Source organism: Microbulbifer sp. ALW1, from assembly GCF_009903625.1.
GTDB lineage: Bacteria > Pseudomonadota > Gammaproteobacteria > Pseudomonadales > Cellvibrionaceae > Microbulbifer.
In genome coordinates this window covers 2,837,064-2,862,410 of the sequence record NZ_CP047569.1, presented here as the reverse complement: position 1 = coordinate 2,862,410, position 25,347 = coordinate 2,837,064, and the positions used below count along the sequence as shown (strand labels likewise).

General features: G+C 56.1%; 19 protein-coding genes. 4 read left to right on the top strand and 15 right to left on the bottom strand.

The window, feature by feature from the left end:
• Positions 1-59: 59 nt before the first annotated feature.
• The 4 genes from GRX76_RS11885 to GRX76_RS11870 form a co-directional block, all read right to left on the bottom strand.
• A complete protein-coding gene (locus tag GRX76_RS11885; protein WP_160153514.1) occupies positions 60-710 on the bottom strand; it encodes an OmpA family protein in 651 nt (216 codons plus the stop codon).
• 657 nt (positions 711-1,367) lie between these two features.
• Positions 1,368-1,595 (bottom strand): SlyX family protein, encoded by a 228-nt coding sequence (locus GRX76_RS11880; protein WP_160153513.1) that lies wholly within the window; start codon positions 1,593-1,595, stop codon positions 1,368-1,370.
• 31 nt (positions 1,596-1,626) lie between these two features.
• Positions 1,627-2,772: a serine hydrolase domain-containing protein gene (locus GRX76_RS11875; protein WP_160153512.1), complete on the bottom strand. Its 1,146-nt coding sequence runs from the start codon at positions 2,770-2,772 to the stop codon at positions 1,627-1,629.
• A 173-nt stretch (positions 2,773-2,945) separates the two neighbouring features.
• Entirely contained in the window at positions 2,946-3,782 is an 837-nt protein-coding gene (locus GRX76_RS11870) for an ion transporter (RefSeq protein ID WP_160153511.1), read from the bottom strand.
• A 181-nt stretch (positions 3,783-3,963) separates the two neighbouring features.
• Between GRX76_RS11870 and yciH the strand changes: the two genes are divergently transcribed.
• Entirely contained in the window at positions 3,964-4,299 is a 336-nt protein-coding gene (gene yciH, locus GRX76_RS11865) for a stress response translation initiation inhibitor YciH (RefSeq protein WP_160153510.1), read from the top strand.
• 84 nt (positions 4,300-4,383) lie between these two features.
• On the opposite strand, the gene GRX76_RS11860 is transcribed toward yciH, so the two are convergent.
• Together GRX76_RS11860 and GRX76_RS11855 are read right to left on the bottom strand one after the other, a co-directional pair.
• Positions 4,384-7,023 (bottom strand): hypothetical protein, encoded by a 2,640-nt coding sequence (locus tag GRX76_RS11860; protein WP_160153509.1) that lies wholly within the window; start codon positions 7,021-7,023, stop codon positions 4,384-4,386.
• 175 nt (positions 7,024-7,198) lie between these two features.
• Entirely contained in the window at positions 7,199-8,698 is a 1,500-nt protein-coding gene (locus tag GRX76_RS11855) for a sodium:alanine symporter family protein (RefSeq protein WP_160153508.1), read from the bottom strand.
• Positions 8,699-9,063: 365 nt separating this feature from the next.
• Between GRX76_RS11855 and GRX76_RS11850 the strand changes: the two genes are divergently transcribed.
• Positions 9,064-11,013 (top strand): S9 family peptidase, encoded by a 1,950-nt coding sequence (locus tag GRX76_RS11850; protein WP_160153507.1) that lies wholly within the window; start codon positions 9,064-9,066, stop codon positions 11,011-11,013.
• A gap of 6 nt (positions 11,014-11,019) precedes the next feature.
• Here the strand turns inward: GRX76_RS11850 and GRX76_RS11845 are convergent, their stop codons facing one another.
• The 5 genes from GRX76_RS11845 to GRX76_RS11825 form a co-directional block, all read right to left on the bottom strand.
• Positions 11,020-12,951, bottom strand: coding sequence for an LTA synthase family protein (locus GRX76_RS11845; RefSeq protein WP_160153506.1), 1,932 nt, complete (start codon positions 12,949-12,951; stop codon positions 11,020-11,022).
• Positions 12,952-13,133: 182 nt separating this feature from the next.
• On the bottom strand, positions 13,134-13,886 hold the full coding sequence (locus tag GRX76_RS11840) for a phosphatase PAP2 family protein (RefSeq protein ID WP_160153505.1): 753 nt from the start codon (positions 13,884-13,886) through the stop codon (positions 13,134-13,136).
• The gene (locus GRX76_RS11835) at positions 13,879-15,483 is read right to left on the bottom strand and encodes a phosphoethanolamine transferase (protein ID WP_160153504.1); all 1,605 of its coding nucleotides are present in this window, start codon (positions 15,481-15,483) and stop codon (positions 13,879-13,881) included. Before GRX76_RS11835 ends, GRX76_RS11840 begins: the two co-directional genes overlap by 8 nt.
• A 140-nt stretch (positions 15,484-15,623) precedes the next feature.
• Entirely contained in the window at positions 15,624-16,889 is a 1,266-nt protein-coding gene (locus tag GRX76_RS11830; RefSeq protein ID WP_160153503.1) for a HAMP domain-containing sensor histidine kinase, read from the bottom strand.
• The gene (locus GRX76_RS11825) at positions 16,886-17,563 is read right to left on the bottom strand and encodes a response regulator transcription factor (protein WP_160154936.1); all 678 of its coding nucleotides are present in this window, start codon (positions 17,561-17,563) and stop codon (positions 16,886-16,888) included. Before GRX76_RS11825 ends, GRX76_RS11830 begins: the two co-directional genes overlap by 4 nt.
• A gap of 139 nt (positions 17,564-17,702) precedes the next feature.
• On the opposite strand from GRX76_RS11825, the gene greB reads away from it, so the two are divergent.
• The gene (greB, locus tag GRX76_RS11820; protein WP_160153502.1) at positions 17,703-18,215 is read left to right on the top strand and encodes a transcription elongation factor GreB; all 513 of its coding nucleotides are present in this window, start codon (positions 17,703-17,705) and stop codon (positions 18,213-18,215) included.
• Positions 18,216-18,267: 52 nt separating this feature from the next.
• On the opposite strand, the gene GRX76_RS11815 is transcribed toward greB, so the two are convergent.
• The 3 genes from GRX76_RS11815 to GRX76_RS11805 form a co-directional block, all read right to left on the bottom strand.
• Entirely contained in the window at positions 18,268-19,425 is a 1,158-nt protein-coding gene (locus tag GRX76_RS11815) for an acyl-CoA dehydrogenase family protein (protein ID WP_160153501.1), read from the bottom strand.
• A 45-nt stretch (positions 19,426-19,470) separates the two neighbouring features.
• Positions 19,471-20,433 (bottom strand): DMT family transporter, encoded by a 963-nt coding sequence (locus GRX76_RS11810; RefSeq protein ID WP_236250336.1) that lies wholly within the window; start codon positions 20,431-20,433, stop codon positions 19,471-19,473.
• 89 nt (positions 20,434-20,522) lie between these two features.
• Entirely contained in the window at positions 20,523-21,026 is a 504-nt protein-coding gene (locus GRX76_RS11805; RefSeq protein ID WP_160153499.1) for an Lrp/AsnC ligand binding domain-containing protein, read from the bottom strand.
• 150 nt (positions 21,027-21,176) lie between these two features.
• Here GRX76_RS11805 and putA point away from each other — a divergent pair, with 150 nt between their 5' ends.
• Positions 21,177-24,338 carry a bifunctional proline dehydrogenase/L-glutamate gamma-semialdehyde dehydrogenase PutA gene (putA, locus tag GRX76_RS11800; RefSeq protein ID WP_160153498.1) on the top strand — a complete coding sequence of 1,054 codons (3,162 nt, stop codon included), beginning with the start codon at positions 21,177-21,179 and terminating at the stop codon, positions 24,336-24,338.
• Positions 24,339-24,429: 91 nt separating this feature from the next.
• Here putA and GRX76_RS11795 read toward each other — a convergent pair whose 3' ends face one another.
• Entirely contained in the window at positions 24,430-25,311 is an 882-nt protein-coding gene (locus tag GRX76_RS11795; protein WP_160153497.1) for a hypothetical protein, read from the bottom strand.
• Positions 25,312-25,347: the final 36 nt, after the last annotated feature.

The window sequence follows — 25,347 nt, the reverse complement described above, 5'->3', positions numbered from 1 at the left end:
CTTCTCCCGTCTTATTCTTGCGGCAATAAAAAAGGGCGCCGAAGCGCCCTCTTATCTTGCTACTGGAGCGGAAGTAATTCCAGCTCTACGCGACGGTTGGCCTGACGACCGGCGTCGGAATCGTTGCTAGCGATGGGGTAACGCTCACCGTAGCCCACTGCCTGCACACGACCTGCGGCAACGCTGCGGGTGGTGAAGAAGTTAGCTACGGACTGGGCGCGACGCTCACTCAGGTTCTGGTTGGTAACATCAGAACCGGTGCTGTCGGTGTGGCCGCTTACACGAATCGCAGTTTTGTCGAATTCGTTCAGTACCAGTACCACGGAATCCAGGGTGTCGTAGAAATCGGAACGGATTTCGTAACGGCCAGTTGCGAAAGTGATGTTGCCCGGCATGATCAGGCGAATGTTGTCACCTTCACGCTGAACGCGTACGCCACTGCCTTCCAGGCGCTGGCGCAGAGCCATCTCCTGACGATCCATGTAGTAACCCACACCGCCGCCAATGGCTGCACCACCAATTGCGCCGGTGATGGCGCCCTTCTTGCGGTCGCTCTTGCTGGCAGTTGCCGCGCCAATGATGGCACCGGCTACGGCACCGGCGCCGGCGCCTTTCGCTGCATTGCTGGTTTTACTTTCCTGGGTGTAAGGGTCCAGGGTGGTACAACCAACCAGTGAGCCCAGGGCAAGAATAGCTACCCACTTTTTCATTAAGCCTCTCCTAACGCTTTTACTGATGACGGGTGAGAATTTCGCTCTCTGTTGAATGCAGTATCCCTGTCATAAACTGACTGGAAGCTGAACCGCATTCGCCATGGGCGGGAAGACTATGCGGAAAGTCCCGATAGGTCTAGGGCCCACTTCCCAAATTTGACGCTTTCGACATCTGCGCCCATCGGCGCAAATTACGTTCCCCCGGTCCGGCTCTCGCGATGCGCCGATAGCAATCACCGTGATGGTCATACCAATGGAGCATCACCCACTCAAATAGCTGTAATTCGGTGTAATTGGTTCTTCCACAAGATCTGTGGATAACTTTGTGAATGAAGTTGAAAAAGCACAGCTAAAGCGGCGCATTTACTGGCTCCCAGCAATTTGTGCACTTTTTATCCCGCAAAATTTTTTCTTTACGAATCAATACGTTAAGAGAATTTTTCAACTTTCCGTACCAACTGGGGCGTCATAAAAGAAAAAGCAGGAATAACTCAGGCGGCATGTGGAAAAAAACTTGTCAAGGCTTGACGCGGGGAGAAAAAACGAAATCCCCTGTTTTTCCAGTAATTGACGTAGAAAAAAGCGCAGCGCTGAAAGTGTAAAGCCAAATTGTGACAGCGTGGCAGACAGCCACCATCCATTCTGGCGTCGTTATTAATAATGTGGCGGCTTTTCGTCCGCCGGCTGGCCGCCCTTCTGTACCTCGTAAGACAGGTCCTGATACTTTTCCGACACTTCTTTCAGACGGCCAACAAGTGCCCGTATTTGCGCGTCCTGGGTAGCAATCAGGTCATTCAATTGGCTCAGCGTATCCTCTTGGAACGCCAGGCGGCTTTCCAGTTCATCCACCCGTGCACTGAGCTGCTGCATATCTTCACTCATGGCCCTACTCCCCTAAAAAAACAATCTTCACTTACATCAAGCGGTAAAGGCACTCCAGCAACCCGACGGCACGCTGGTCCATAAACAGGCTTTGCCCCATGCGCGAAGTCACATAGCCAAAACCCAGCTCCGCTTCCGGATCCGCAAAGCCGATACTGCCGCCGGCCCCGGGGTGACCGAAACCGACATCACTTCCAAAATACAGATCTCTGGCCGAAGACGACTTGAGAAAGCCGCAGCCGAAGGCCACATCTGTCTGCAGTATGGCGTCTTGTCCGCGACTCTGTTCGCGGGTTGCCTCTCGCAGCACATCCGCAGGCAACAAGCTGGGAGCGTCCCCCGCCAGATCGCCATACACGGAGGCCAGGTCGCGGGCACTGAAATGGCCATTGGCCGCAGGAATCAACGCACCCCGCCACTGCTCGCCATTGGTGCCCATCATCAGGGTCACCGGATTGGTAAACGCGGTTGCCACCGGCCCCTGCCTATCCTCTTTGATGGAGCGACCAATGGCATTGTCGCGCAACTCCGGCAACGGTTTCTTGAGGGGGCCGACATCGGCGATGGAAGACGAGCGATGCCCGAGGGCACCAAAGCCACCATCCAGATCCAGTGGCTCCGCCACCCCCGACCGGTACAGGGACATCAAGGTCTCGCCGCTGGCTTTCTCAATCAGGCCGCCGAGGGTCCAACCATACAGAAACGGGGAATACCCCTGCTGGGTGCCCGGCTCCCACCAGGGCTCCGTAATCGCCACCTGTTCCAGAGCCGCGGCCCAGTCGTAGATCAAGTCGTCGGGGACCTTGTTCCGAAATGCAATCACCCCGGAGCGGTGGCACAGCAATTGGCGCCCGGTGATCGCCCCTTTACCGGCAGCGGCAAATTCCGGCCAGTAGTGCGCCACAGGCAGGTCCAGATCCAGCTTGCCCGCTGCCACCTGCTGCAGCGCGATCAGTGCCAGAATGCCTTTCGAGGAGGAAAATACGTTGGCGAGCGTATCTTCCTCAAATGCCCGCTCCCCCGCCCGATCCGTAGTTCCCGCCCACAGCGAGGCGATAACCTCGCCCTGCTGCACAGCGCAGAACGAGGCTCCCACATCACCGTGGTCGCGAAAATTGGTTGCAAAAGCATCGTACAGGGCTTCAAAACCCGGTGCGCAGTATCCCTGAATATCCATTGGGGGCGGCTACCAGTGTCAGTGTTGGGGAAACAGTAAAAGGTGGGGTCCCGCCATCAGAGGCGGGACAAACGGGGCGCAAGGATAGCGGATACCCGTGGCGCTGTTAAGCCAGACAGGGCCCCCTCGACGCGGCGGGCCACCGACCTCTCGCGTACTGTCCAGGCTATCGCTCAACCGTGATCGGTCGGTGTTTCGAAATCTTCCAGCTTGTACCCGCAATGCTTGCAGTATTCGGAGTCTGCATCGTGGCCGGCACGGCCACAATTATGGCAGCGCGCCAACTGCTTCTCCCGCCCCAGTTCATGGGCCAGCTCCGCCGTCACAATCCCGGTGGGTACGGCAATGATGGAGTAACCGATCAACATGGTCATGGAGGCAATCGCCTGCCCCAGCGAGGTTTGAGGGGTGATATCGCCGAAGCCTACAGTGGTGATGGTGACAATGGTCCAGTAAATACTTTTGGGGATACTGGTGAAACCGTGCTTTGGCCCCTCAACGATGAACATGAGGCTGCCAAAAATGATGCAAATCACCAGTACGCTGGCGTAGAACACCAGGATCCGCCGCCGCGCCTGCCACAGGGATCGCATCAGCAGGTTGGCATCACTGAGGTAACGTACCAGCTTCAGTACCCGGAATATCCGCAATACCCGCAGCAGCCGGATCACCATCAGGTAAGTGGCACCGGTAAAGATCAGCGCCAGGTAACTGGGCAAAATCGCCATCAGGTCGACGATGCCATAAAAACTGAAGACGTAAGCGCGGCGATCCCGGGCGCAATAAATGCGCAGCAGGTACTCAATGGTGAAGAGGCCGGTGAAAAACCACTCCAGGGCATAAAAGAGATCACCAAAGCGAACCCACCAGCTCTCCACCGATGCCAGCAATACCAGCCCCACACTCAGCAGAATGGTCCAGATCAAAAATACGTCAAAATTCTTCCCCGCCGGCGTATCCGTACCGAAGATCACTTCGTTCAGCCATTTGCGGGTACCAGTCAGGGCCATCCAGTTATTTCCTTGTTCGGGGTGCGGTAATCGGTGACATTCTAGCCGAAGGCGGCGGCAACAATTAAGCCGCCCGTTAACACCGCTCTCCCCATCGGCTATCCTTGCGCCGCAGAAATCGATGCCCCACCCTAACCTCGACCACAACCCCCACCCAAAGAAGAGTGCTAGCCAGACTGCCATGAGCAATAAAGAGCGTGATAATAACCGTCTTGTTTACTCCACCGACCGCGGCCGAATCAAAGAAGCGCCGGCGGCAGAAAAGCGCCACCAGAGCGATGGCATTGTGCGTATTCAACGGGAAACCAAGGGCCGCAAAGGCAAAGGGGTAACCTGTGTGCGAGGTGTCGAGGGCACAGACAGCGAACTCAAGCTGCTGTTAGCAGAGCTGAAAAAGCGCTGTGGATGTGGTGGCGCCCTGAAAGATGGTGTCATCGAGATTCAGGGCGATAAGCGGGAAGAAATCAAAGCGGTACTGGAAGCCAAAAGTTTCAAGGTAAAACTGGCGGGGGGCTGAAGCTCTCCACTGGAAGCCCTCCCCTGGAAGGCAAGCAAACCCTGCCCCCAACACGCCCAGAACCTCAGCAACTAGCGATCAAACTTACAGTACCCCGGCGAGACGCAGTGGCTTCACCTTGCGGCGCCCCTCCTCTGCCAAGCAAAGGCTTAACAGGCTGGCCAATACGGCCTGGTAGCCCTCATAAACAACGGCACTCGCATGCTTGCACCGCAGCTCGACGGCCTGCAGGCTGCTCACCCATTCCGCGGGCTTCTTGTTTGCAGCGATAGCCCCGACCCGATCCGATTGCGCGCAGGCCGCCAGCTTTTCCATTAGCGGCTCTGAAAGTAACCCTGATTGCTGACTGGCGAGCTGGTGTAGCTGGCTGATTTGCTGCGATACCAGTTGCGGATATTTCTGCACCACATTCGCAGGAATTTCACTGGTTGGCAGCCGTTCGATCAGTTCGCCCATCAAATCGCCATACTGCTCCAAAACTCGCAGCGGCTCTCGCATGGCCTCAAAAGCCTGCAACTGGGCCACGGCGCTTTCCGCGGTGGTACTATCGGCGGAATCCATACCGGCGATAGTGCACTGGATTCGCTGGAAGAACATGGCATGCAACTGCTGCCGCTGCTGCTGGCACTCCTGAACCCGTATCCGGTTGTCACGGCGGGACTCATCGGCCGCTGCCGGGGTTGACCCGCTTAAATCAAAACTCCGCGAATCAATTCTCACATTCGCCCGCACCAGCGCCGCACCCAGCTGAATACGAGCACCGCGCAACTGCAGCTGTCCCAACTTCTGCTCCAGGTCCTGCAGATCCACCAAACGGGTACGCAGCCAATCGATGGTTGCCTGCAGATCCAACTCCTGGAGTTCGACATTTTTCGGCAAGTTCAGGGGCAGGAAATCCCGCGGAATAGCGCGATTAAAATATTCCGACAGCACTTTCTGGGTTTCTTCCGTTTCTTTGCTGGCGGTCAATAGCAGGCGGTTTTCGACTGCGCGACAGCTTTCCTCAATACCCAGACGGCTCACACGGGTACTGAGATCCTCAAAATCCACAAACAGTTTTTGCACGGAAAAGTCGACCCGTTGCAACAGCGGCTCAATCGTAAGCTCTTCTATTGCGGCAATACGTTCGTGCCCTGCGGGCTCGACCAGGCTCCAGTAATCGGTGGACTCAGCCATCGCCAGCTCGATCGTGGATCGGGTGGCGTCATCCAGATTGCTGTACATCCAGCGCACCGCGAGGGGAATATTGGCCAGGCGCCGCCCCATCAGCTGCGCCTCGCGGTTGATTTCACCGCATACCAGATCCGCGTGTACCAGCTGGTTCCAGCGCTCGGCAAAGGCGGCAAAGGCATCGCTGCCGATAACCTGCGCCGCAGCGGTATCCGCCATTACTTCGAGTTTGCGCGCCAGCGCACTACTGCTACCGCGGTGCAGCGCCTGCAAGCGCTCGACAACCGGCAGTAAAGCCAATCCGCAAACGCCAAGCAACCGGTACAGAGGCTGCAATATGGCAGTACCACCAGCAAGCGTCTCCCGGTTCTCCAGAGCCTCCTGCATCCCCTGCAGTCGCTGTGCAGAAGTCAGAGACAACCCTCTGGCCAGACCTACCCAGCGCCCCTGGTGATAAGCCAGCGCCCTGGCGGTCAATGCCAACAAGTCGCCACCATTGACACTGGCAACGGCGCCCAGTCCCAGGGTCAATTTCAGACCGCCTCCTGGGGCTCGCTGTACCTGCACATCGGCCCCCGGAGCCACCTCGACCATAGTGCCCACGGAAGCACTGGCCGCAGAGAGGTTTTTCGGCCCCTGAATCTTACCGGCAATACCGAGGCCGGATTTTTCCTGAAGGACATCCAGCAACAGGAAAAGCCCCGGCGCTTCCTGCTTGCGCAGGCGCAGCCCGGACTCACCACTTTGTGCATCCGTATTCGCGGTCACCCGCAAGAAGAAAGGGCGAATCAGCAGCACCCCGACCAGTGCAATCAGCAGCAGCTTCGCTATCGCCGAGACCAGTGTCATGGCGCTGAAGGTGCCCGCCAGTGCGGCGGCCGGTATACCCCACAGGATGGCACCCACCTGATAAGCACACAGACACAGAAGCCCCAAGAACACCAGCGGCACCAGTGAAGCCCGCAGCATTGCAGGAATAAGCGCCAGGCGCTGAGCGGGCCCCGCGAATGTCGTCTTTGCACTCTTGCTGAACAGCGCTTCCAGCTGGGCACGGTGGGCGGATTCTCGCCCGGTGTTCTTTGGTGGTTCGGGAACAGACTGTGCGGGGGCATCAATAGTGGCAGAGGGCTGGGACGCCGGCGCCTGCCTGGATTTAGGGGCGACTTTTGGCTCGCTCGCCGCCGAATTGTTGCGCTGAGGTTCAGCCCGGAGGCTTGCTTCCTTTGTAACCGTCCCCTGGGCAGCCGCCCCATTGCCACTCGCCGCTTTGGCACTGTTTGCCTTGCGCTTTTGTGCGAATTGCAGGCGGGCGAGAATCGCCCGGTTATCAAATTTACCCGCCGGGTGCACTTCAATCTTCAGGCCGATTTGTTGCAACTGGGTGCGGTATTGCACCACCTGACCGGGTGAAAGCTGATCTTTGATCACCCAACCTTTCAGAAATAGCTTTCTGGCCTGTTGGGTATCAATGGAAAACGCAGAACTGATCTGCTGCAAAACTTCTGCCGGCGGTTTTGCGCGCAGGGTTTTACCGGCAGAGATAATTTGAAACATTTGCTGGCCAGACATGATTTGCCTCGGGGAATTCGCACGGCCGGCCTCGATCCAGCCACCAAAGGCCAGAGCGTAAAAGAATCAGACGGACAGGATTGTGTGCTGGTTCTCAACCGAATTGTATTTGAGACGGCAGCACCGGAATTGAATGAGTTGATCACAATCGTTAAGAGAACTACTTCTCGACACCTTTGCCGCGTGCATCGGTGCCATCCCATACATCGTGCTCGACTCCAGGAATCTGATACTGGCGGGCATCAAAAACCGGCTCCTCAATACCCCGCGCCCGCTGAGCCTCGTAGTCACCGAGCACTTTAAACGCCACCCCGGACAACAACAGAATGGCCAGCAGGTTGGCTGACGCCATAAAACCCATAGACATATCCGCCATATTCCACAGGAGCGCAAAGTTATCCGAACTGCTGCTGTAGGCCACCCAGGCACCAAACAGGATGAAACCGATATACAGCGCCCGATAGCAGAAAATGGAAGTGCGGGTATGCCACAGGTAGAAGATATTGGTCTCGGCGTAATAGTAATTGGCGATGATCGACGTAAACGCGAAAAAGATCAGTGCGATGGCAACAAAACTGTTTCCCCAGGCACCTACCTCACTGGCCAGCGCCGCCTGGGTCAGGGTCACGCCTTCCATGTTACCGGATAGCGGTACATGGCTTAGCAGAATGATGGCCGCAGTGGCCGTACAGATCATCATGGTATCGAGAAACACCGATGCCATCTGCACGTAGCCCTGGACCGCGGGATGCTTCACATCGGCCGCCGCCCCCACATTCGGTGAAGAGCCCATACCGGCCTCGTTGGAAAACAGGCCGCGCTTGATACCGTTGGCCACCACCGCACCAAAAGCCCCAGCGCCGGCCTCCTGCATACCGAATGCGTTACTGAAGATCAGGGATAGGACTTCCGGTATCCGGGGCAGGTTCATGGCGATAACGACCAGGGCAATGATGATGTAGCAGAGCGCCATAATAGGCACCACAATGCCCGCGAACTGACCAATGGTCTTGATCCCGCCGAAGACGATCACAGCGGCAAGCACCGCTACAAGTACCCCGACGATCAGCGGGTGAATACCCCAGGCCGCATGAATGGCTTCGGCCATCGCGTTTGCCTGCACCGCATTGAAAAAGAACCCGAAACAGATCACCAGAAACACAGAAAAAACAATGGAGAGCCATTTCCATCGCTTACCCAACCCCTTATCGATGTAGTAAGCCGGTCCACCGCGAAATGTCCCGTGCTCCTCCCCTTTCTCCTTGAAGGTCTGCGCAAGAATGTTTTCGATCAGGCTGGTTGCCATACCCACCAGCGCCACCATCCACATCCAGAAAACCGCACCGGGTCCCCCGGCAGTAATGGCGACCGCCACGCCGGCAATATTGCCCGTCCCTACCCTGGCCGCGGCGCTGGTTGCAAATGCCTGGAAAGAAGAAACCGAGTCCTCATGCTCTTTGTGGAAGCTGCGGGCCATGACCCGGATCATGTGGCCGAACGAACGAATCTGGATAAAACGCGTACGTACCGTGAAGTAAATGCCCGCCGGAACCAGGGCAGCGATCAGAATCCCCAGCCACCAGTATCCGCCTATACCGCCCCAGGTCAGGCTATTACCCCATCCGACAATCGATGCCAGGCTATCCAGAAGAGCTTGCATGACGAGCCTCAAGTGCAGACACAGCACCAGCGGATACGCTGGCGCAAAATTGTTCCAATACATTCAGCCTAGACGATGATGAATTTCCCAGCGGAGAGAAAGTGGCCACTCTCGGACCAGCAGGTCAAAACACCCGCAAGCCCCGATCATCACAGTGCACCCAACACCATGCAGCCAACATCATGTAGCCAATTCAATGCCGCCCAATCAGCTACAGTAGCGAGAGCCTCCAAGCAGCAAAAAGTGCGCAATGCTGACCACGCGCACCGACGCCAAGTCCGCCGAAATCAATCCCGGCTCTTGGCTTAGGCTTGTATGGCCAAGCGCCGGTTGTCAAAATGCGTGAAAAAAGCGGAAAGAAATAAATGTCACACTCTTCAGAGCGCCCCAAAATCACCGTCGCCCCCTACGGCAGCTGGGATTCCATCATCACCAGCGATCTGTTGACCGCAGGCAACGTGCGCCTCAGTGAACCCCGGCTGGCCGGCAATTGTGCCTACTGGCTGGAATCCCGCCCCGCGGAAAAAGGCCGCTCCGTAATCGTTCAACAGGATGCAGACGGGAACAAACGGGATATTCTCCCCGCCCCCTTGAGCACACGCTCGAAAGCACACGAATACGGCGGCGCCAGCTATCTGGTTGCCGACAAGAGTGTTTATTTCGTACTGGCTGCAGACCAGCGTATTTATCACCTGCCGATGAACAGTTCGGTGCCGGAACCCATCACCGCTGAGGGGCCCTGCCATTACGCGGACCTCACTTTCGATGCAAAACGCGAACGACTGATCTGTGTGCAGGAAGATTGCTCCGGCAGCGGCGAACCGGTAGCGAGAATCGTCGCGATCAGCCTCAAGGATAAAAACTATTCCGTTGAAACTCTGGTCGAAGGCGCTGACTTCTATTCCAACCCCGCCCTTGCCCCCGACGGTAGCCAACTGGCCTTCCTGCGCTGGCATCACCCCAATATGCCCTGGGATGCCACCGAGCTCTGCAAGGCAGAAGTCACCCCTAGCGGGAGTCTGAGTAATATCGAGCAGGTCGCCGGCGGCAGCAACGAATCGCTGTTCCAGCCCCAGTGGTCCCCGGACGGAAAACTCTACTATGTGTCCGACCGCAGCAACTGGTGGAACATTTATGAACTGGGGAAAAACAAACCGCTGTGGGAAAAAGCCGCAGAGTTTGCAACGCCCCAGTGGGTGTTCGGCATGTCCACTTACGGTTTCCTGAATGCCCATGAAATTCTCTGCACCTTCACCCAGGATGGCCGCTGGCATCTCGGCAAAATCAATCTGGAAGACGGCAGTCACAAAACCATTGAGCAGCCCTTTTGTGATATCGAGGGCATTCGCTGCAGCAACGGTCAGGCGTTGTTTATCGGCAGTGGCCCGGGGCAATTTCCCGCCGTGGTCCGCTATGACAGCGCCCGAGAAGAAATCCAAACCATTTCCCTGAGCAGCAGCAAAGAACTACCGGAGACATTCCTGTCGCACGCGCAGGCCATGGAATTTTCCGTGGACAACCGCCAGGTGCACGCCTTCTACTACCCGCCCTGCAACCCCAACTATGTAGCGCCAGAGGGTGAGAAGCCCCCAACCATCGTTTTCAGTCATGGCGGTCCAACAGGTGCCACCTCCGCGGGCCTGAATCTGAAAATCCAGTACTGGACCAGCCGCGGCTTTGCCATTCTGGACGTCAATTACTCCGGTAGCACCGGGTATGGCCGGGCGTACCGGGATCGCCTCAAGGACACCTGGGGGATTACCGATGTCGAAGATGTCTGTGCCGGTGCAGAGTTCCTGGTCGCCCAGGGATTGGCTGACCCACAGCGCCTGCTGATCAAAGGTGGCAGCGCTGGCGGCTACACCGTGTTGGCAGCGTTGACCTTTCACAACACCTTTTCCGCCGGAGCCAGCCACTACGGCATTGGCGACCTGACTACCCTCGCCCGCGACACCCACAAATTCGAGTCGCGCTACCTCGACAAACTGGTGGGCCCATGGCCTGAGGCGGAGTCCATCTACCGGGACAGATCCCCCATCAATCACATAGAGCAGCTCAATTGCCCGGTCATATTTTTCCAGGGCATGGAAGACAAAGTGGTACCGCCGAATCAGGCCGAGGCAATGGTTGCCGCGCTGAAGCAGCGCGGCCTGCCCGTGGCTTACATCACCTTCAGCGAAGAGGGGCACGGCTTTCGCGCCGCCAGTAGTATCCAAATGGCACTAGAGGGAGAACTGGAATTTTACAGCCGCATATTCCATTTCCCCCTTGCCAAGCCGGGACCCGGTATTCGCATCGACAACCTCGGCGATTAATTGAGACTAGCGCGCATTTCGATAGAAGCCTTTTGAGTATGCGAGGTTACTCCACAAAGCATTTGCTTTTGTGCGATTGATCTCGCCCTCATATTGCTGGTTGTCCAACTGTTCCAGCAGCTTGTTGCCGTCGTGCGCATAAACGCGTGCGGGCAGTTTAGGTCGTAACACAACCGCATGATCGGCACTCAGCCAGGAGTAGTTTTCACCATACTGTATTGGTGCGCGCTGCTTCGAACGCGGTACCGCTCTGGTCAAGTCAAATCCCAGCATAGGATGTGCATCACTAATACCGGCAAGCGATAGTAGCGTCGTCGGAAAATCAATCTGAGAAACCAGCCTGGCATCCACCTTCGGCGCGACACCTGCACCGAGAATCAATGCGGGTATACGGAAATGGTCGATCGGAACCATATCCGATCCCTGAACTCTGGAATCGTGATCCGCAATGATTAAAAACAGGGTGTCTTTCCAGTAATCTGACGCTTTCGCCTTTCGTATAAATTCACCCAGGGCACAATCCGCGTATCGAATGGCATTCTCTCGCGACTGCCTGTTCCCGGAGTACGCCGCCGGACAATTATCCGGGTATTCCCAGGGAGTATGGTTCGACGTAGTAAATACCAGACTGAAGAACGGCCTTGACGCTTTGTCGAGTTTGACAAACTGCTTGTGCGCCTCGGCGTAGAGATCTTGATCCGAGGCGCCCCAAGACCCTACAAACCGGGGCTCATCAAAAGTGCTCAGGTCGCGGATGTCATCCACACCGTTACCAAGGAAAAAGCTTTTCATGTTATCGAAATGGCTTTCGCCCCCGTAAATAAACTGCGTGTGATAATCATGGCGTTTTAGTAGAGATGCCAGACTGAAGAACCCGGACTGGCTTTTATTCAACTTCACTACAGAGCGGGATGGCCCCGGAGAGAAACCGGTAAACACCGCCTCAATCCCCCTCACAGAGCGGGTACCCGTGGCGTAGGCGTGATTGAACACCCAGCCTTGAGGCATCAGCGCATCAAGATTGGGGGTCAAGTCCTCGCCGCCCAGGCTTCCGACATAGCGAGCCCCGAGGCTCTCCTGGAGCAATATAACGATGTTTTTCGGTGCCCCTTGATAACTGGCAGGGTGAAAACGTAACGTCGGAATATCCTTTGAAAGAAACGGCTGATTGTCTATCGCGGCAGACTCCTGAACCGCTTCGATAATCTCCTGCGGCCGCATCCGGCCATAGAGATCCGCCGCCTGCTCTTCTGAACCCGTATTGTATGCCGCATACAATACGGAATATGTCGAATTCAGCATCAGTGAATTGACCAGATTATCGTTGCTGTAATAAACCATCGCCGGATTGAATGGACGATGTTGCAAGCTGGATCGCGCGGCGGCGACACCAACAACAAAAATAATGAACGTCAGGCAAACCTTTTGCATTGTCGAAAAGGAGCCAGTCTCTGTTGAAACCCGGGAGAGCAACTTCCTGGCGGAGATAACAATGACCAAAACACCGAATACGGCGAGAAAAATCGCGGGCTTATACCCTTCCCACAACATGCCGAATACTTCTCTGGGATAGCCCAGGTAATCGATAAATAGACGATTCGGGCGAATATCGTATTCAAGAATAAATTCAGGGGTAACCAGCTCCATAAACACGCTCAGGACAAGCGCCAGACAGAGCCAGGGCTTGATGAGCGCGGATGTAAGACGAGCGCCCAACTTCCCGCTGAGCCAGATGCTGACAAGCATCGGAATCAGATAAAGGTAACTGGCAATAATCAGGTCTACCCGCACCCCCTGGAATAGAATCCCCAGTAGTTCAGGGAAGGATCCGATACGTTCAAAGTAAAGAATAGAAAGGTAAAGTCGCGAAATGGACAAAATAACCAGCGTTATCGCAGCAAATACAAGTACAGTCTTAAAGGGTGTCAATCGTTTCATTGTCAGGGTACATTCCAGCTACAAGACAACATCAGGGGTCAAACCCTAGCAAGCTGCCTGTAAAAAAAATGTAAATTGACCGATTGCAACCGCCCCCGCGAACTAGCTTCCAAGAGCCGGAGTCAGAGCAGGAGTCGGAGCAGGAGCTGGGAACGAAGCGCCAATTTCCCACATGACGATATTCAGTGTATTGGCTGATCCACAGGTTCTATTTCCCTATACCCTGCCCCATAACCCGGAATTGAGCCTGCCCTTTCACGACTCAATCGAAAAACACAAGCCGCAACGCCCAGGGAAACCAGCCATGCAATACACATAGTCACCAGGGTATGGCTCAGGAAGTGATCACCAATAAGCATTTTGTAACCGCCAAGAGTCCACCCCAACAGCATGCCGGCACCAAAGCCAAGCCACCGGTTGCGTCGCTGCCGAAATAGAAAGAAGAGTGATAACAATGCGAAGCCTCCACTCGCATGACCGGCGGGGAAGCAACGAACACGCCCCAAATCCGCGGATATCGGTATGCGGTGCAGAAAGGTAATATGCGGATAGCGGCCACCAAACGCGCTCAAATCCTTTGGGCAGGGAACATCCGTCCAGGTTTTGAGAAGCCCCACCAAAGACGCCGTAATGGCCATTGAGATCAAGACAATAAGCAGGCCACGGCGATAAGGCTGAAATCGAATAGTGCGAGATAAAACAATGATCGCCAGTAACGACAGCCCCACGAGCACTGCCAATAAGTTCTTGGGGCCATCATAAAATATGAGCCTCAAGGTTTCATTGTGCTTATCCAGCATCCAGTGGTCTGGACCGAACTGATACAGCTTACTCTGAAACCACATATCAATATCGGTCAGCTCAAACAGGGCGATGATGCAAACAAGAGCAATCGCCGTAAGCACCGCTTGCCTTGCCAGATATTGCTTATCCATTGGCGAAGGCATCAAGCTCCGGCCGATAGACATCTGTCTGAATACGCATCAAACCGAGCAGTGTATGAAACAGGTAGTCCTGAGACATTGTTTGATGCACAGAAGTTTTCCCTGATAGCTTTTTCTCAACACGCGGATAATCTCCACTTGACCAGAATATCATCGGGACGCGCTTTTGTGCGTCCGGTGCCAGCGCATAGGGAAAACCGTGCAGGTACAAGCCCCGTTCACCCAGAGACTCTCCATGGTCACTGAGATAGAGCATGGCTGGTGAAAAGCTTTTCGCCTCGCCTTGCAAGTAGTCGATAACCTGACCAAGGAAATAATCGGTATAGCGAATCGAATTATCGTAGGCGTTGTTAATTTCCTCCTCACTACAACTCTCAAGGAGGTTGCTGTGACAGCTGGGCGCAAAGAATGCCTGTGATTCAGGATAACGCTTGGCATATTCCGGGCCATGACTGCCCATTTGATGTAGCACTATCACAATGTCTCCACGGGGATGCATCGCGACAAACTCTTTTACTCCCTCCAGCATCCCCACATCGCGACACTCGGTATCACACACCGGATTTACGTCCCGGTCACGATAATTGACATAGGGTATGCGCAGCGCAACGCCCTTGGAGTCAGAGTTATTGTCCAGCCAGGCAACATTGACCCCAGCCCGCTGGAGAATATCAAGCACATTATCCGTCGCTTTCGCCTGTCGCTCGCTGTAATGCTCCCGATCCAGCACTGAAAACATACATGGCACAGAAACAGCCGTGGCAGTCCCGCACGACCAGACGTTATCAAAGCTCGCAACATGATGTTTGGCCAACATTGGATTGGTATTGCGGTCATAACCATTCAGGGAGAAGTGATCTGCGCGCGCCGTTTCCCCCACCACAACGACTAGTAATCGCCGCTTGCCAACCGCAGGCTCCTGCGTAGCGTCCAAACCTATTTGGCGGTACGGAATGGCGTTGCCACCACCGATTTTGTCTGAAGCATAGCGGACTGCCGTATAAATTGGCGTGGTGGGATTGGTATAGAAGCGAAGCGACTTATGCTCGCGAAAAAAAGAGGCATAAGCACCATTGAATAACCCAAACATAAGCAATACGACGGCCAGCGAACCACCGAACAGTTTCGCACGCGAGAGCACCGCGGTACGCATGGGTTCAACCTGGATGGGGGTACGGTATACCAGCAGTGCGGGCAAGATACCCAAAAGCCCCAGATAAAGGATCAGCTTCCAGCTCAAAAGGCCAATGGATTCGGCAAGATCGGTTTGCAGGCCACTTTCGAGCAGTTCACTACTGACGATGACATTGTAGGTATCCATAAAATACGCGGTCATCGACGCAATCAAGAGTATGCCGATGAGTAGAGGTTTTAATGCCCTCCCCACCAAAAAGGGAGAAAGCAGCAATACCGTCAATGCAGTAATTAATATGCCCAGAGACGCCACAAATCCCAGCTCTCCGGGGGATGCTGAGTAGACGCCAAGCACATTCTTGAAAAAGGAATAGTTGCAAAAAAGCACCATCCAGATCGCAACCGCAACAATCAGGGTTCCGGGTGAAAATCGTCTTCGGGTAAACCATGCCATCTGCCACCGCCTAGTCTGGGTTGCCAGATGCCCAGACTAGAGAGAGAGGCGTCAAGATTAGGTCAACAGAATGTCAAAAAAGTGTGAAAAGTGGGGAAATTGCTGCCGTTTTTCCATGAGCACACGTTAAAGTGCCTGGTTCAATCCGGCTTGAGGTCAACTTTAAATACGCAGCCACGAGGCTCGGCAGGCTCGATGCTTACCAACCACCCCTGGTGATCACAGATCCGCTTAACCAGAGACAAACCCAGGCCAAGCCCCTCTCCCCGGGCATTGGATCCCCGCTGGAAAGGCTCGAACAAACGGGAATGTTGCTCCGGCGCAATACCCGGGCCCGTATCTTCGACCCGAAAGCCGCCATCAAACAAAACCAGATCTACCCTGCCCTCTTCTGTGTAGTGCAGGGAGTTGCGCAGAAGATTCGACATCACCGTCCGCAGAAACGTTGGCTGGTAATACCTGTCGTCCTCGGCCTCAACGGTCGACCGATACTCAATGTGATGAGACGCAAACTGTCCTCCCCAGATTTCAGACTGCTCCCTCGCTACTTGGGCCAGAGTGATACCACACCCGGGCTCGGCCATGGTGCCACGCTCGCGGGCGAGCATGAGCAGGGTTTCCACCAGCTCGAGCATTTCTGCAGCCGCCCGCTGGATACGTCCCAATTGCTCTTGCTGCTTCGTTTCTAACCCGGGAGACTGGGCCAACAGCTCGCAGGAAGTACCGATCACCATCAATGGCGTACGCAGCTCGTGGCTGACATCGCCAGTGAACAGCTTTTCCCGCTCCAGCGAGTGTCGCAGTTGCTCGAAAGTGCTATCAAAGGCTTCCGCCAGACGTCCCACTTCGTCATCAGCGTAATTTTTGGCCAATTGCTCCGCCCCCTGAACCCGGGCACCGGAGCGCACTTCGTCGGCCAGTAGTGCTACCGGCTGCATTACCCGATTCGCCAGCAGTGACCCCAGCCCCCAGGCGATCAGCAGACTACCCAGAAAACAGGCCAATACCACATCGAACAGCAATTGCTCGCGCGCTTCAAATTCTCGCTGATCCTGCACCATTAAATAGGCCGAACCATCGCGATCCTGGCGGTACACGTAGTAGGCCTGATCCCCCAGCACCACTTCGGAGAACCCCGCGGCTACCGCGGAAAACTCCGGTGGTGGAAGAAATTGAGGGGCCGCCTCGGTGTATAGCTGCTTTCCTTTGTCCAACGACAAAGCCTGCCCAGTGCCAAGGGCATCCATTGCCGCTTCCAGTTCTGAGTGCATGTCCTCGGAGACCAGGTGCTCTTCCACCAGATGTACGATTTGCACAATTCCAATGGAGAAAGCGCCACTGACCAAGAGCGTCATCAGTACGAAAGCGACAATGATCCGCTGCTTAAGCGGCTGCTTGACGTTCATTCCTCCAATTCCGCCAGACGATAGCCAATCCCGTGCACCGTATGGATCAGCAGTCGGTCAAAAGGCTTGTCGACCACCTGACGCAGCTGGTGAATATGGCTGCGCAGGCTATCTTTATCCGGCGCATCTTCGCCCCACATGGCCATTTCCATGACTTCCCGCGTCACGACGGCTGGACTTTTTCGCATGAGTAATACAAGGAGCTTGATGCCCATGGGATTCAGTTTGAGTGGCTGTCCGTTGCGACTGGCCTGGTGTGTCGCCGGATCAAAAATAAGATCGGCTACCCGTAGCTCGGCAACACCGCCACCGCGATTGCGCCGGGTGATTGCCTCGATACGCGCCACCAGTTCTGCGAGAGAGAAAGGTTTTACCAGATAATCATCGGCTCCAGAACGCAGACCGCGAAGACGATCTTCCAGCGCGTCACGGGCGGTAAGCATCAAAATGGGCGTGTCACGACGTGCGTCTTCGCGCAGTCGCTGACAAAATTGGTAGCCATCCACGCCCGGAAGCATCACATCCAGGACAATGAGGTCATAGTGATTGGAGGCCGCCAGGTGCAGCCCACCCAGGCCATCCTGCGCACAGTCAACGCTGTACCCTTGAAGCTCAAGGTAGTCGAGCACATTGGTAAGAATATCGACATTGTCTTCCACCACCAGGATCCGCACGCGCTTTCTCCAGTCCATTAACGGGTATGGTTAAAATTCTCGGCCAAACTCCGTCGACCGGCAAGCAATGAGTGACTAAAATCAGAAACCCGATAAAACCGAATTCAACATACCAAATGCTCAATATGGATAATTACTAATGGGCCGCTGGAGACCACCCCGCCCTCGCGGCTCACGCTACATCACCCCTGAGGGTGCGTCACGCATGCGTGCCGAAGTCAAACACCTGTGGGAAGTAGAACGCCCCCGCGTCACCCAGGCAGTGAGCGACGCCGCCAAGCTCGGGGATCGCAGCGAGAACGCGGATTACATCTACGGCAAGAAAAGACTGCGGGAAATCGACAGCCGGGTGCGCTTCCTGACCAAGCGCCTGGAAGAAATCACCGTGGTCGACCGCATCCCCGATGACCGCGACAAAGTGTTTTTCGGGGCCTGGGTGACACTGGAAGATGATGACGGCAAGACCGTTAAATACCGTATCGTCGGGCCGGATGAATTCAACGTGAAGGAAGGGCTTATCTCCATGGACTCCCCGGTTGCCCGCGCCCTGCTGGGAAAGAGCCTCGACGATGAAATCGAAGTTCAACAAAACGAAGAGTGGGTGACCTACTACATCCTCGAAATCGGGTATCCGGAAAACGGCGCCGTTTAGCGGGATGGCGCAATAAAAAAAGGTGGCCATGGCCACCTTTTTTTATTTGAAATCAGCGCACCCCATCCAAAAGATGCCGCGCGATAATCAAGCGCTGAATTTCGCTGGTACCTTCGTAAATCGTCGTAATACGCACATCCCGTGCCATCCGCTCCAGCGGGAATTCCCGTGTATAGCCCACGCCACCGTGCATCTGCAGCGCCACGTAGCAGGCCTCATTGGCCTTCTCAGACGCATAGAGTTTGGCCATGGACGCCGCCGGGCCGAAGGGCTGGCCGGCATCTTTCTGCCAGGCGGCCTGTAACAACAACAAACGCGCGGCTTCCATTTCGGTGTATTTGTCCGCGAGCTGCCACTGCAGCCCCTGGAATTGCGCCAGCGGTTTGCCGAACTGCTCTCGCTCCTGCAGATAAGTGCGCGCGCAGTCCAGCGCTTCCAGGCCAATGCCCAGTGCCAGAGAACCGATACCAATACGCCCACCCGCCAGCTCGCCGGCAGCAATGCGGAATCCGCGGTTTTCTTCGCCAAGCATATTCGCCGCAGGAATACGGCAATCCTCAAACGCAACCTCATTGGTGACAGAAGCTTTCTGCCCCATTTTTTCTTCTGCCTTGCCGATCACCAGCCCGGGGGTACCGGCCTCGACCAGGAAGCAGGAGATGCCCTTGCCTTTCGGTGCGGCCGAATCGGTCACCGCCCACACCACAAACACACCGGCAAACTCGGCGCTGCTGATAAACAGCTTGCTGCCATTCAGCACATAGTCGTCGCCGTCTTTCACCGCGCGGGTACGCATGGCGGCGGCGTCGGAGCCAGAGCTGGGCTCGGTCAGACAAAAGGAGCCCGCGGCGTATTCGCCACTGCAGATTTTGGGCAGGAAATAGTTTTTCTGTGCGTCGGTACCCATGGCCTGAATCACTTCCGCCACCATATTGGTCACCGATGTGGTGGTGGCGGTAGAAGCACAGCCGCGGGCGATTTCAGTAATCGCGAGACTAAAGGCAATGGTGCCGGCCCCGGTGCCACCAAAATCCGGATCCACATTGATCCCCATAAAGCCCAGCTCTGCCAGCTCCTTAAGCTTCTGCAGAAACAGCGGACGATTGCCGGTTTTATCCAGGTCCGCGGCGATGGGCTTCAGCTCACTCTCGGCGAACTGGCGCGCGGCCTCCTGGATCATCTGTTGCTCTTCGGTCAGTTCAAAATTCATCTCAGACTCTCGCTTTGTATACGCGCTGTCATCCGCGCGATTCCATTATTGTTGTGTTTTTAACAGTAGCCGCCGCAGCAGGCCCTGTTGTATGGCCACGCCCAGCAGAATCAATGCCAGCCCGGCGATGGTGGCCACATGGATTTTCTCCCCCACCAGCAGCGCGATCAGCAGTAGCGAAAGTGGTGGTGAGAGATAAATAAAATTACTGATACGCGCGGTGTTGTCGCAGCTGAGCATGGCCGCCTGCCATAGCAAAAACGCGATGCCCATTTCAAACAGCCCAACGTACACTGCGCCGGCCCAGCCCTCCAGCGGCGGCCATTGCCAATCACCCAGCCACCAGACCGCGGCGGCCAGCCACGGCAGGCCACAGCAGAATGTCAGTAATAGATTGACCGCCGCGTTGCCACCAATGCGGGTATTCAGCAGCCAGTAGCAGGACCAGATGAAAGTACTGAGCAGCGCCAGGGCAACCCCGAATGGCTGCTCAAACTTCAGCTCCAGCAAATTGCCCTGGGTGGCAATCACCAGGACCCCGGAGTAACAGACCAGTCCCGCCAGTAAATCCTGACGGCGCAATTTCTGCTTCAATAACGGGACGGATAGCAACGCCAGTACCACACCCCAGGTGTAGTTCAGCGGCTGAGCCTGCTGGGCCGGCAGCAGTTCATAGGCGTGGAACAGTACCAGGTAATAAAGGAAGGGATTGCAGAAGCCCAACGCCAGAAACCAGCCGCGCGACGCCCGCCAGCGCGACCCGATTTCATTCCAGCGCCCCTGCCAAAGCACCACCCCCGCCATCAACAGGGTCGACACCACCGAGGCGATGGTGACCAGTTGCAGGGGCGACAGGTATTGCAGAGACAGTTTGAAGGCACTGGCCACGGTGGACCAGCAGAGAACCGCCAGCAGCGCAAATATCGTGGCCCGGCGATTACCGTTTCCATGGCCGACCTGCCCCGAGGCGGCGCCCGAAGAATCTGCTGAACGGATATCTGAACTCACAGCGGTACCAGGGACATTTTGACTACACATCCACGAACGAAGACCCGGACACAGGGGCCTTCGTTTACATCAGATCAACAAGCGGCTAATCAGCGCTTGCCGCTCTTGGGTTCCGGATCCGGAACCGCGACGGAAGTATCGGTTTTCACTTCCTGAATCACCACATAGGTATGGGTTTCGCGCACACCGGGTACCGAGGCGAGTTTTTCGCCGAGGAATTGCCGGTATCCGAGCATATCCTTGATGCGAATTTTCACCAGGTAGTCGAAACCGCCGGCCACCATGTGGCACTCCTGAACCTCTTCGAGCCCGGAAACATGCTTATTGAATGCCTCCAGCGCCTCTGTCGCGGTATCCGTCAGAGACACCTGAATGTAGACCACCAGCCCTGCATGTACCTTGAGGGGGTCCAGCAGCGCGACATAGTCCTTAATAAAGCCTTCACGCTCCAGTCTCTTGACTCGCTCAAGACACGGGGTCGGGCTGAGATTGACACGGCGGGCCAGCTCCACATTGGGAAGACGGCCAGCTTGCTGAAGAATTCGCAGAATCTGGCGGTCGATACGATCCAGATCTTCCAATTTCCGAGACATTGCAAAATACCCTACTGGTGATTAACCGGATAAGCCCTATATTTAACCACACTCTTCGCCAATATGGCGATTAATTCTGGGACATTTCCCACATAATCCGGTTTTTTATCCTGCACCCATTTCCACCAGGGAGTTTTGAGGAAATTACGTATGCCTACACAGTTCGCCGGCCAATTGACCGAAGAGTTGAAGAACGCACGCCAGAAGGCCCGTGAGTACCTGCACGCCGACGAAAACCAGTGCGTCAGTGAGCTGCTGGCCGCCCCCCGCCCGGGCGAGGCCCTGCGCGAGAAGATTCTCGCCACTGCCAGCCAGCTGGTGGTCAAATCCCGCGAGCAACGCAGCAAGCGCGGCACACTCGACGCCTTCCTGCAGCAATTTGGCCTTTCCAATAAGGAAGGTGTTGCCCTGATGTGTCTGGCGGAATCCCTGCTGCGGGTTCCCGACGCCGATACTGCAGACAAGCTGATCGCGGAAAAGGTCCACTCCGGTAACTGGTCCAGCCACCGCGGCCAATCTGACTCCCTGTTCGTCAACGCCTCCACCTGGGGCCTGATGCTGACCGGCAATATTGTCGAACTGGATCCGGACATCACCGAAAAGCCTTCCACCTGGATGAAGCGACTGGTCAGCCGTATGGGCGAGCCGATGGTGCGCACCTCCATGATGCAGGCCATGAAAATCATGGGCGGCCAGTACGTGCTCGGCCGCACCATCAAGGAAGCCCTGAAGCGCGGCCCCGCCGAGAACAAACCCGGTACCCGCTTCTCCTTCGATATGCTCGGCGAAGGCGCCCGCACCATGGCGGATGCCCAGCGCTACTTCGACGCCTATATGATGGCCATCGAAGCCATCGGCGCCGACAACGACAAACGCGATGTGGTGGAAGCCAACGGCATCTCCATCAAGCTCTCTGCCCTGCACCCCCGCTACAGTGAACTGCAGCGTGAACGCGTGCTCAACGAACTGCTGCCGCAGGTAAAAACCCTGTGCCTGGCCGCAGCCAAGTACGACATGGGTCTCAATATCGATGCGGAAGAAGCCGACCGCCTGGATATCTCCCTGGATATCTTTGAAGCCCTGGCGCGCGACCCGGAACTGAAAGACTGGCAAGGCCTCGGCTTTGTACTCCAGGCCTACCAGAAGCGTGCCCCCCACGTGGCGGACTGGCTGATCGCCCTCGGTCGCGATACCGGCCGCAAGCTGATGGTGCGCCTGGTAAAAGGCGCCTACTGGGACAGTGAAATCAAACACGCTCAGCAGATGGGCCTGACCGACTACCCGGTATACACCCGCAAATGCCACACCGACCTCTCATACCAGGTGTGTGCCAAAAAACTGCTGGATGCGCGGGATGCGATTTACCCGCAGTTCGCCACCCACAACGCCTACACCGTGGGCCTGATCCTGGAAATGGCCGGCAAAGCGGGCGAAGGCTATGAGTTCCAGCGCCTGCATGGCATGGGCCACCTGCTCTACGATCAGATCGAAGCGGTACATGGCCAGCGCGCGCCGGTGCGTGTCTATGCGCCCGTCGGTGCCCATAAAGACCTGCTGCCCTATCTGGTGCGCCGCCTGCTGGAAAACGGGGCCAACAGCTCCTTCGTCAACCGTTTCATGGACGAGAAAACCCCGGTGAGCGAGCTGGTACAGGACACCCTCAAGCAGAGCGAAGACTGTAACCCCTACCGTCACCCCGAAATCCCGGTGCCGGCAGACATTTATATCGGCCACGAGTCGCTGCCGCGCAAAAACTCCCACGGTATCGAGCTCACCGACCCGATCGCGCTGGCGCCCCTGATGAATGCGGTTAACGCCTCTGCCGATCAGTCCTGGAGCGGCGGCCCCATCGTCGACGGTATTGCCGGTAAAGCCGATATACCGGTGGTGAATCCGGCCAGTGGCGAACTGGTGGGTCACACCGCCAATACTGACGCCGCGCAAATTGACAAAGCCTTTGCCTCTGCCGCCGAAAACCAGCGCGCCTGGAACCGTCTTGGCGGCAATGCCCGTGCGAAGATTCTGGACAAGGTTGCCGACCTGTACGAACAGCACATGAATGAGCTGGTGGCGATCATCTGTCGCGAAGCCGGTCGTACATTGAATGACGGCATCAGCGAAGTGCGCGAAGCCGTGGATTTCTGTCGCTACTACGCCAACGGCGCGCGTAAACATTTCAGCGAGCCGACCCTCCTCCCCGGCCCCACCGGTGAGAGCAACGAGCTGAGCCTTTGTGGCCGCGGTGTATTTGTCTGCATCAGCCCCTGGAACTTCCCGCTGGCGATTTTCACCGGTCAGGTGGTTGCCGCACTGGCAGCCGGTAATGCGGTAATGGCCAAGCCCGCAGAACAGACCCCGCTGATTGCCGCACGTGCAGTGCAACTGATGCACGAAGCGGGAATCCCGCAAAAAGTGCTGCACCTGATTACCGGTACCGGCGCCGCCATCGGCAAGCCATTGCTGGACGACCCGCGCGTTGCCGGCGTTGCCTTTACCGGCTCCACCGAAACCGCCAAGCACATCAATATGCAGCTGGCGGCGAAAGACGGCCCCATAGTGCCGCTGATCGCCGAAACCGGTGGCCAGAACGTGATGATCGTGGACTCCACTGCCCTGCCAGAACAGGTCGTGGACGATGTCATTCAGTCCGCTTTCCTCAGTGCCGGTCAGCGCTGTTCGGCTCTGCGTATCCTGTGCGTTCAGGATGTGATTGCAGACAACCTGCTGAACATGCTGAAAGGTGCCTGCGAAGAACTGACTCTGGGCGACCCGGCGAAACTGGAAACCGACATTGGCCCGGTCATCGATGAAAAAGCCCTGGGGCTGCTGGAGAAACACCGCGAGCGCATGGCAACAGAAGCCAAGCCGCTGTTCGCGTTTGACGAAAGCAAGCGTCCGCAACAGGGAACCTTCTTCGGCCCGCAGGTCGTGGAAATTACCGACATCAATCTGCTCAAGCGCGAAGTCTTTGGCCCCTTCCTGCACGTAGTGCGCTTCAAGGCAGAAGAACTGGAAGACGTGATCCGTCGCATTAACGCGACCGGTTACGGCTTGACCTTCGGTCTGCACTCCCGCATCGAAGGCCGTGCCGGCGCCATCTTCAAGCGTATTGATGCGGGCAACTGCTATGTCAACCGCGATATGGTCGGCGCTGTTGTGGGCGTCAACCCGTTCGGCGGCATGGGCTTGTCCGGTACCGGCCCCAAAGCGGGCGGCCCGCACTACCTGTTCCGTTTTGCCAACGAGAAAACCAAAACGGTCAATACCGTGGCCACCGGCGGCAATACCCAGCTGTTTACCCTGGGGCAGTAACACCTCGCGTAAACAAAACAGCCGGGCAATAAAAAACGGGCGCACTCGAAAGAGCTGCGCCCGTTTTTCGTTCAATCACACTACTGTGAGATTACTGGTTAATCACACCCTTGTTAGCATCACCGAGCTGGAAGGCAACGGCTGTCTCGTAAGACCCGGTCTGCATGGTCTTGTGTACGTTATACGAACCCAGCTGTGTAGTCAGGGAGTTGTGTCCGTATTCTTCCTGCATGGTTACTGCGCGGTTGCCATGGCCGTACTGCACCGTGACCTGATTCAGATCCTCGCCCCACTGGTCGACTTTCGCTCGGTTATATTCGCCGTGTTGAAGAATCAGGGATTCATTGTAGAAGCCGCCTTGGAACACATTGGCGCGGTTACCTTCACCGTACTGGTAAGTGTAAGAATTAGAAGCAGAGGTACCGAACTGTTCGGTGCGCGCACGGTTGTTCTGGCCATGCTGCTTGATCAGGCCCACAGAGTAGTCGCTATACCACTGATCAACCCACGCCTTGTTGCCCTCTCCATCCTGGGTAATTGTGGCCAGGTTGTCGTAACCCCACATCTGATTAATTTCAGCGCGGTTGTAGTTACCGAACTGCTTGACCAGCGCATGATTGCCCACGGTCAGCACCTGAGCAGTGAACGCCTTGTTTTTAATACCCAGCTGCAAAACGTCGGTTAGGTTGCCATAGCCATCTTCCTGCACGGAGGATGCTTTATTTAACTTTCCGATCTGGGTTTGGAAAATCTTACTGCCGGTCTCGGTGCCATCCTGAATTGCTTCCGCCTTGTTTTTAAAACCAAGTTGCGTTTGCATAACGAAGTTATAAAAAGCAAGCGGGCTATCTTGCACCGCATCCGCATGGTTCAATCCACCTGCCTGAACTTGAATCGCCGTATTTTCTCCAGCCATGGCAGCTGAGCTGACAGCAAATACGATTGCCGCGGCTATCGGGGTATACGCCTTCATGAGTATCTCCTTAAACATCAACAAGTCGAGTTGCGA

Excerpts from the sequence above, each read along its gene's own strand:
- GRX76_RS11885 (WP_160153514.1), bottom strand. The coding sequence starts at position 710 with ATGAAAAAGTGGGTAGCTATTCTTGCCCTGGGCTCACTGGTTGGTTGT.
- GRX76_RS11880 (WP_160153513.1), bottom strand. The coding sequence starts at position 1,595 with ATGAGTGAAGATATGCAGCAGCTCAGTGCACGGGTGGATGAACTGGAA.
- GRX76_RS11875 (WP_160153512.1), bottom strand. The coding sequence starts at position 2,772 with ATGGATATTCAGGGATACTGCGCACCGGGTTTTGAAGCCCTGTACGAT.
- GRX76_RS11870 (WP_160153511.1), bottom strand. The coding sequence starts at position 3,782 with ATGGCCCTGACTGGTACCCGCAAATGGCTGAACGAAGTGATCTTCGGT.
- yciH (WP_160153510.1), top strand. The coding sequence starts at position 3,964 with ATGAGCAATAAAGAGCGTGATAATAACCGTCTTGTTTACTCCACCGAC.
- GRX76_RS11860 (WP_160153509.1), bottom strand. The coding sequence starts at position 7,023 with ATGTTTCAAATTATCTCTGCCGGTAAAACCCTGCGCGCAAAACCGCCG.
- GRX76_RS11855 (WP_160153508.1), bottom strand. The coding sequence starts at position 8,698 with ATGCAAGCTCTTCTGGATAGCCTGGCATCGATTGTCGGATGGGGTAAT.
- GRX76_RS11850 (WP_160153507.1), top strand. The coding sequence starts at position 9,064 with ATGTCACACTCTTCAGAGCGCCCCAAAATCACCGTCGCCCCCTACGGC.
- GRX76_RS11845 (WP_160153506.1), bottom strand. The coding sequence starts at position 12,951 with ATGAAACGATTGACACCCTTTAAGACTGTACTTGTATTTGCTGCGATA.
- GRX76_RS11840 (WP_160153505.1), bottom strand. The coding sequence starts at position 13,886 with ATGGATAAGCAATATCTGGCAAGGCAAGCGGTGCTTACGGCGATTGCT.
- GRX76_RS11835 (WP_160153504.1), bottom strand. The coding sequence starts at position 15,483 with ATGGCATGGTTTACCCGAAGACGATTTTCACCCGGAACCCTGATTGTT.
- GRX76_RS11830 (WP_160153503.1), bottom strand. The coding sequence starts at position 16,889 with ATGAACGTCAAGCAGCCGCTTAAGCAGCGGATCATTGTCGCTTTCGTA.
- greB (WP_160153502.1), top strand. The coding sequence starts at position 17,703 with ATGGGCCGCTGGAGACCACCCCGCCCTCGCGGCTCACGCTACATCACC.
- GRX76_RS11815 (WP_160153501.1), bottom strand. The coding sequence starts at position 19,425 with ATGAATTTTGAACTGACCGAAGAGCAACAGATGATCCAGGAGGCCGCG.
- GRX76_RS11805 (WP_160153499.1), bottom strand. The coding sequence starts at position 21,026 with ATGTCTCGGAAATTGGAAGATCTGGATCGTATCGACCGCCAGATTCTG.
- putA (WP_160153498.1), top strand. The coding sequence starts at position 21,177 with ATGCCTACACAGTTCGCCGGCCAATTGACCGAAGAGTTGAAGAACGCA.
- GRX76_RS11795 (WP_160153497.1), bottom strand. The coding sequence starts at position 25,311 with ATGAAGGCGTATACCCCGATAGCCGCGGCAATCGTATTTGCTGTCAGC.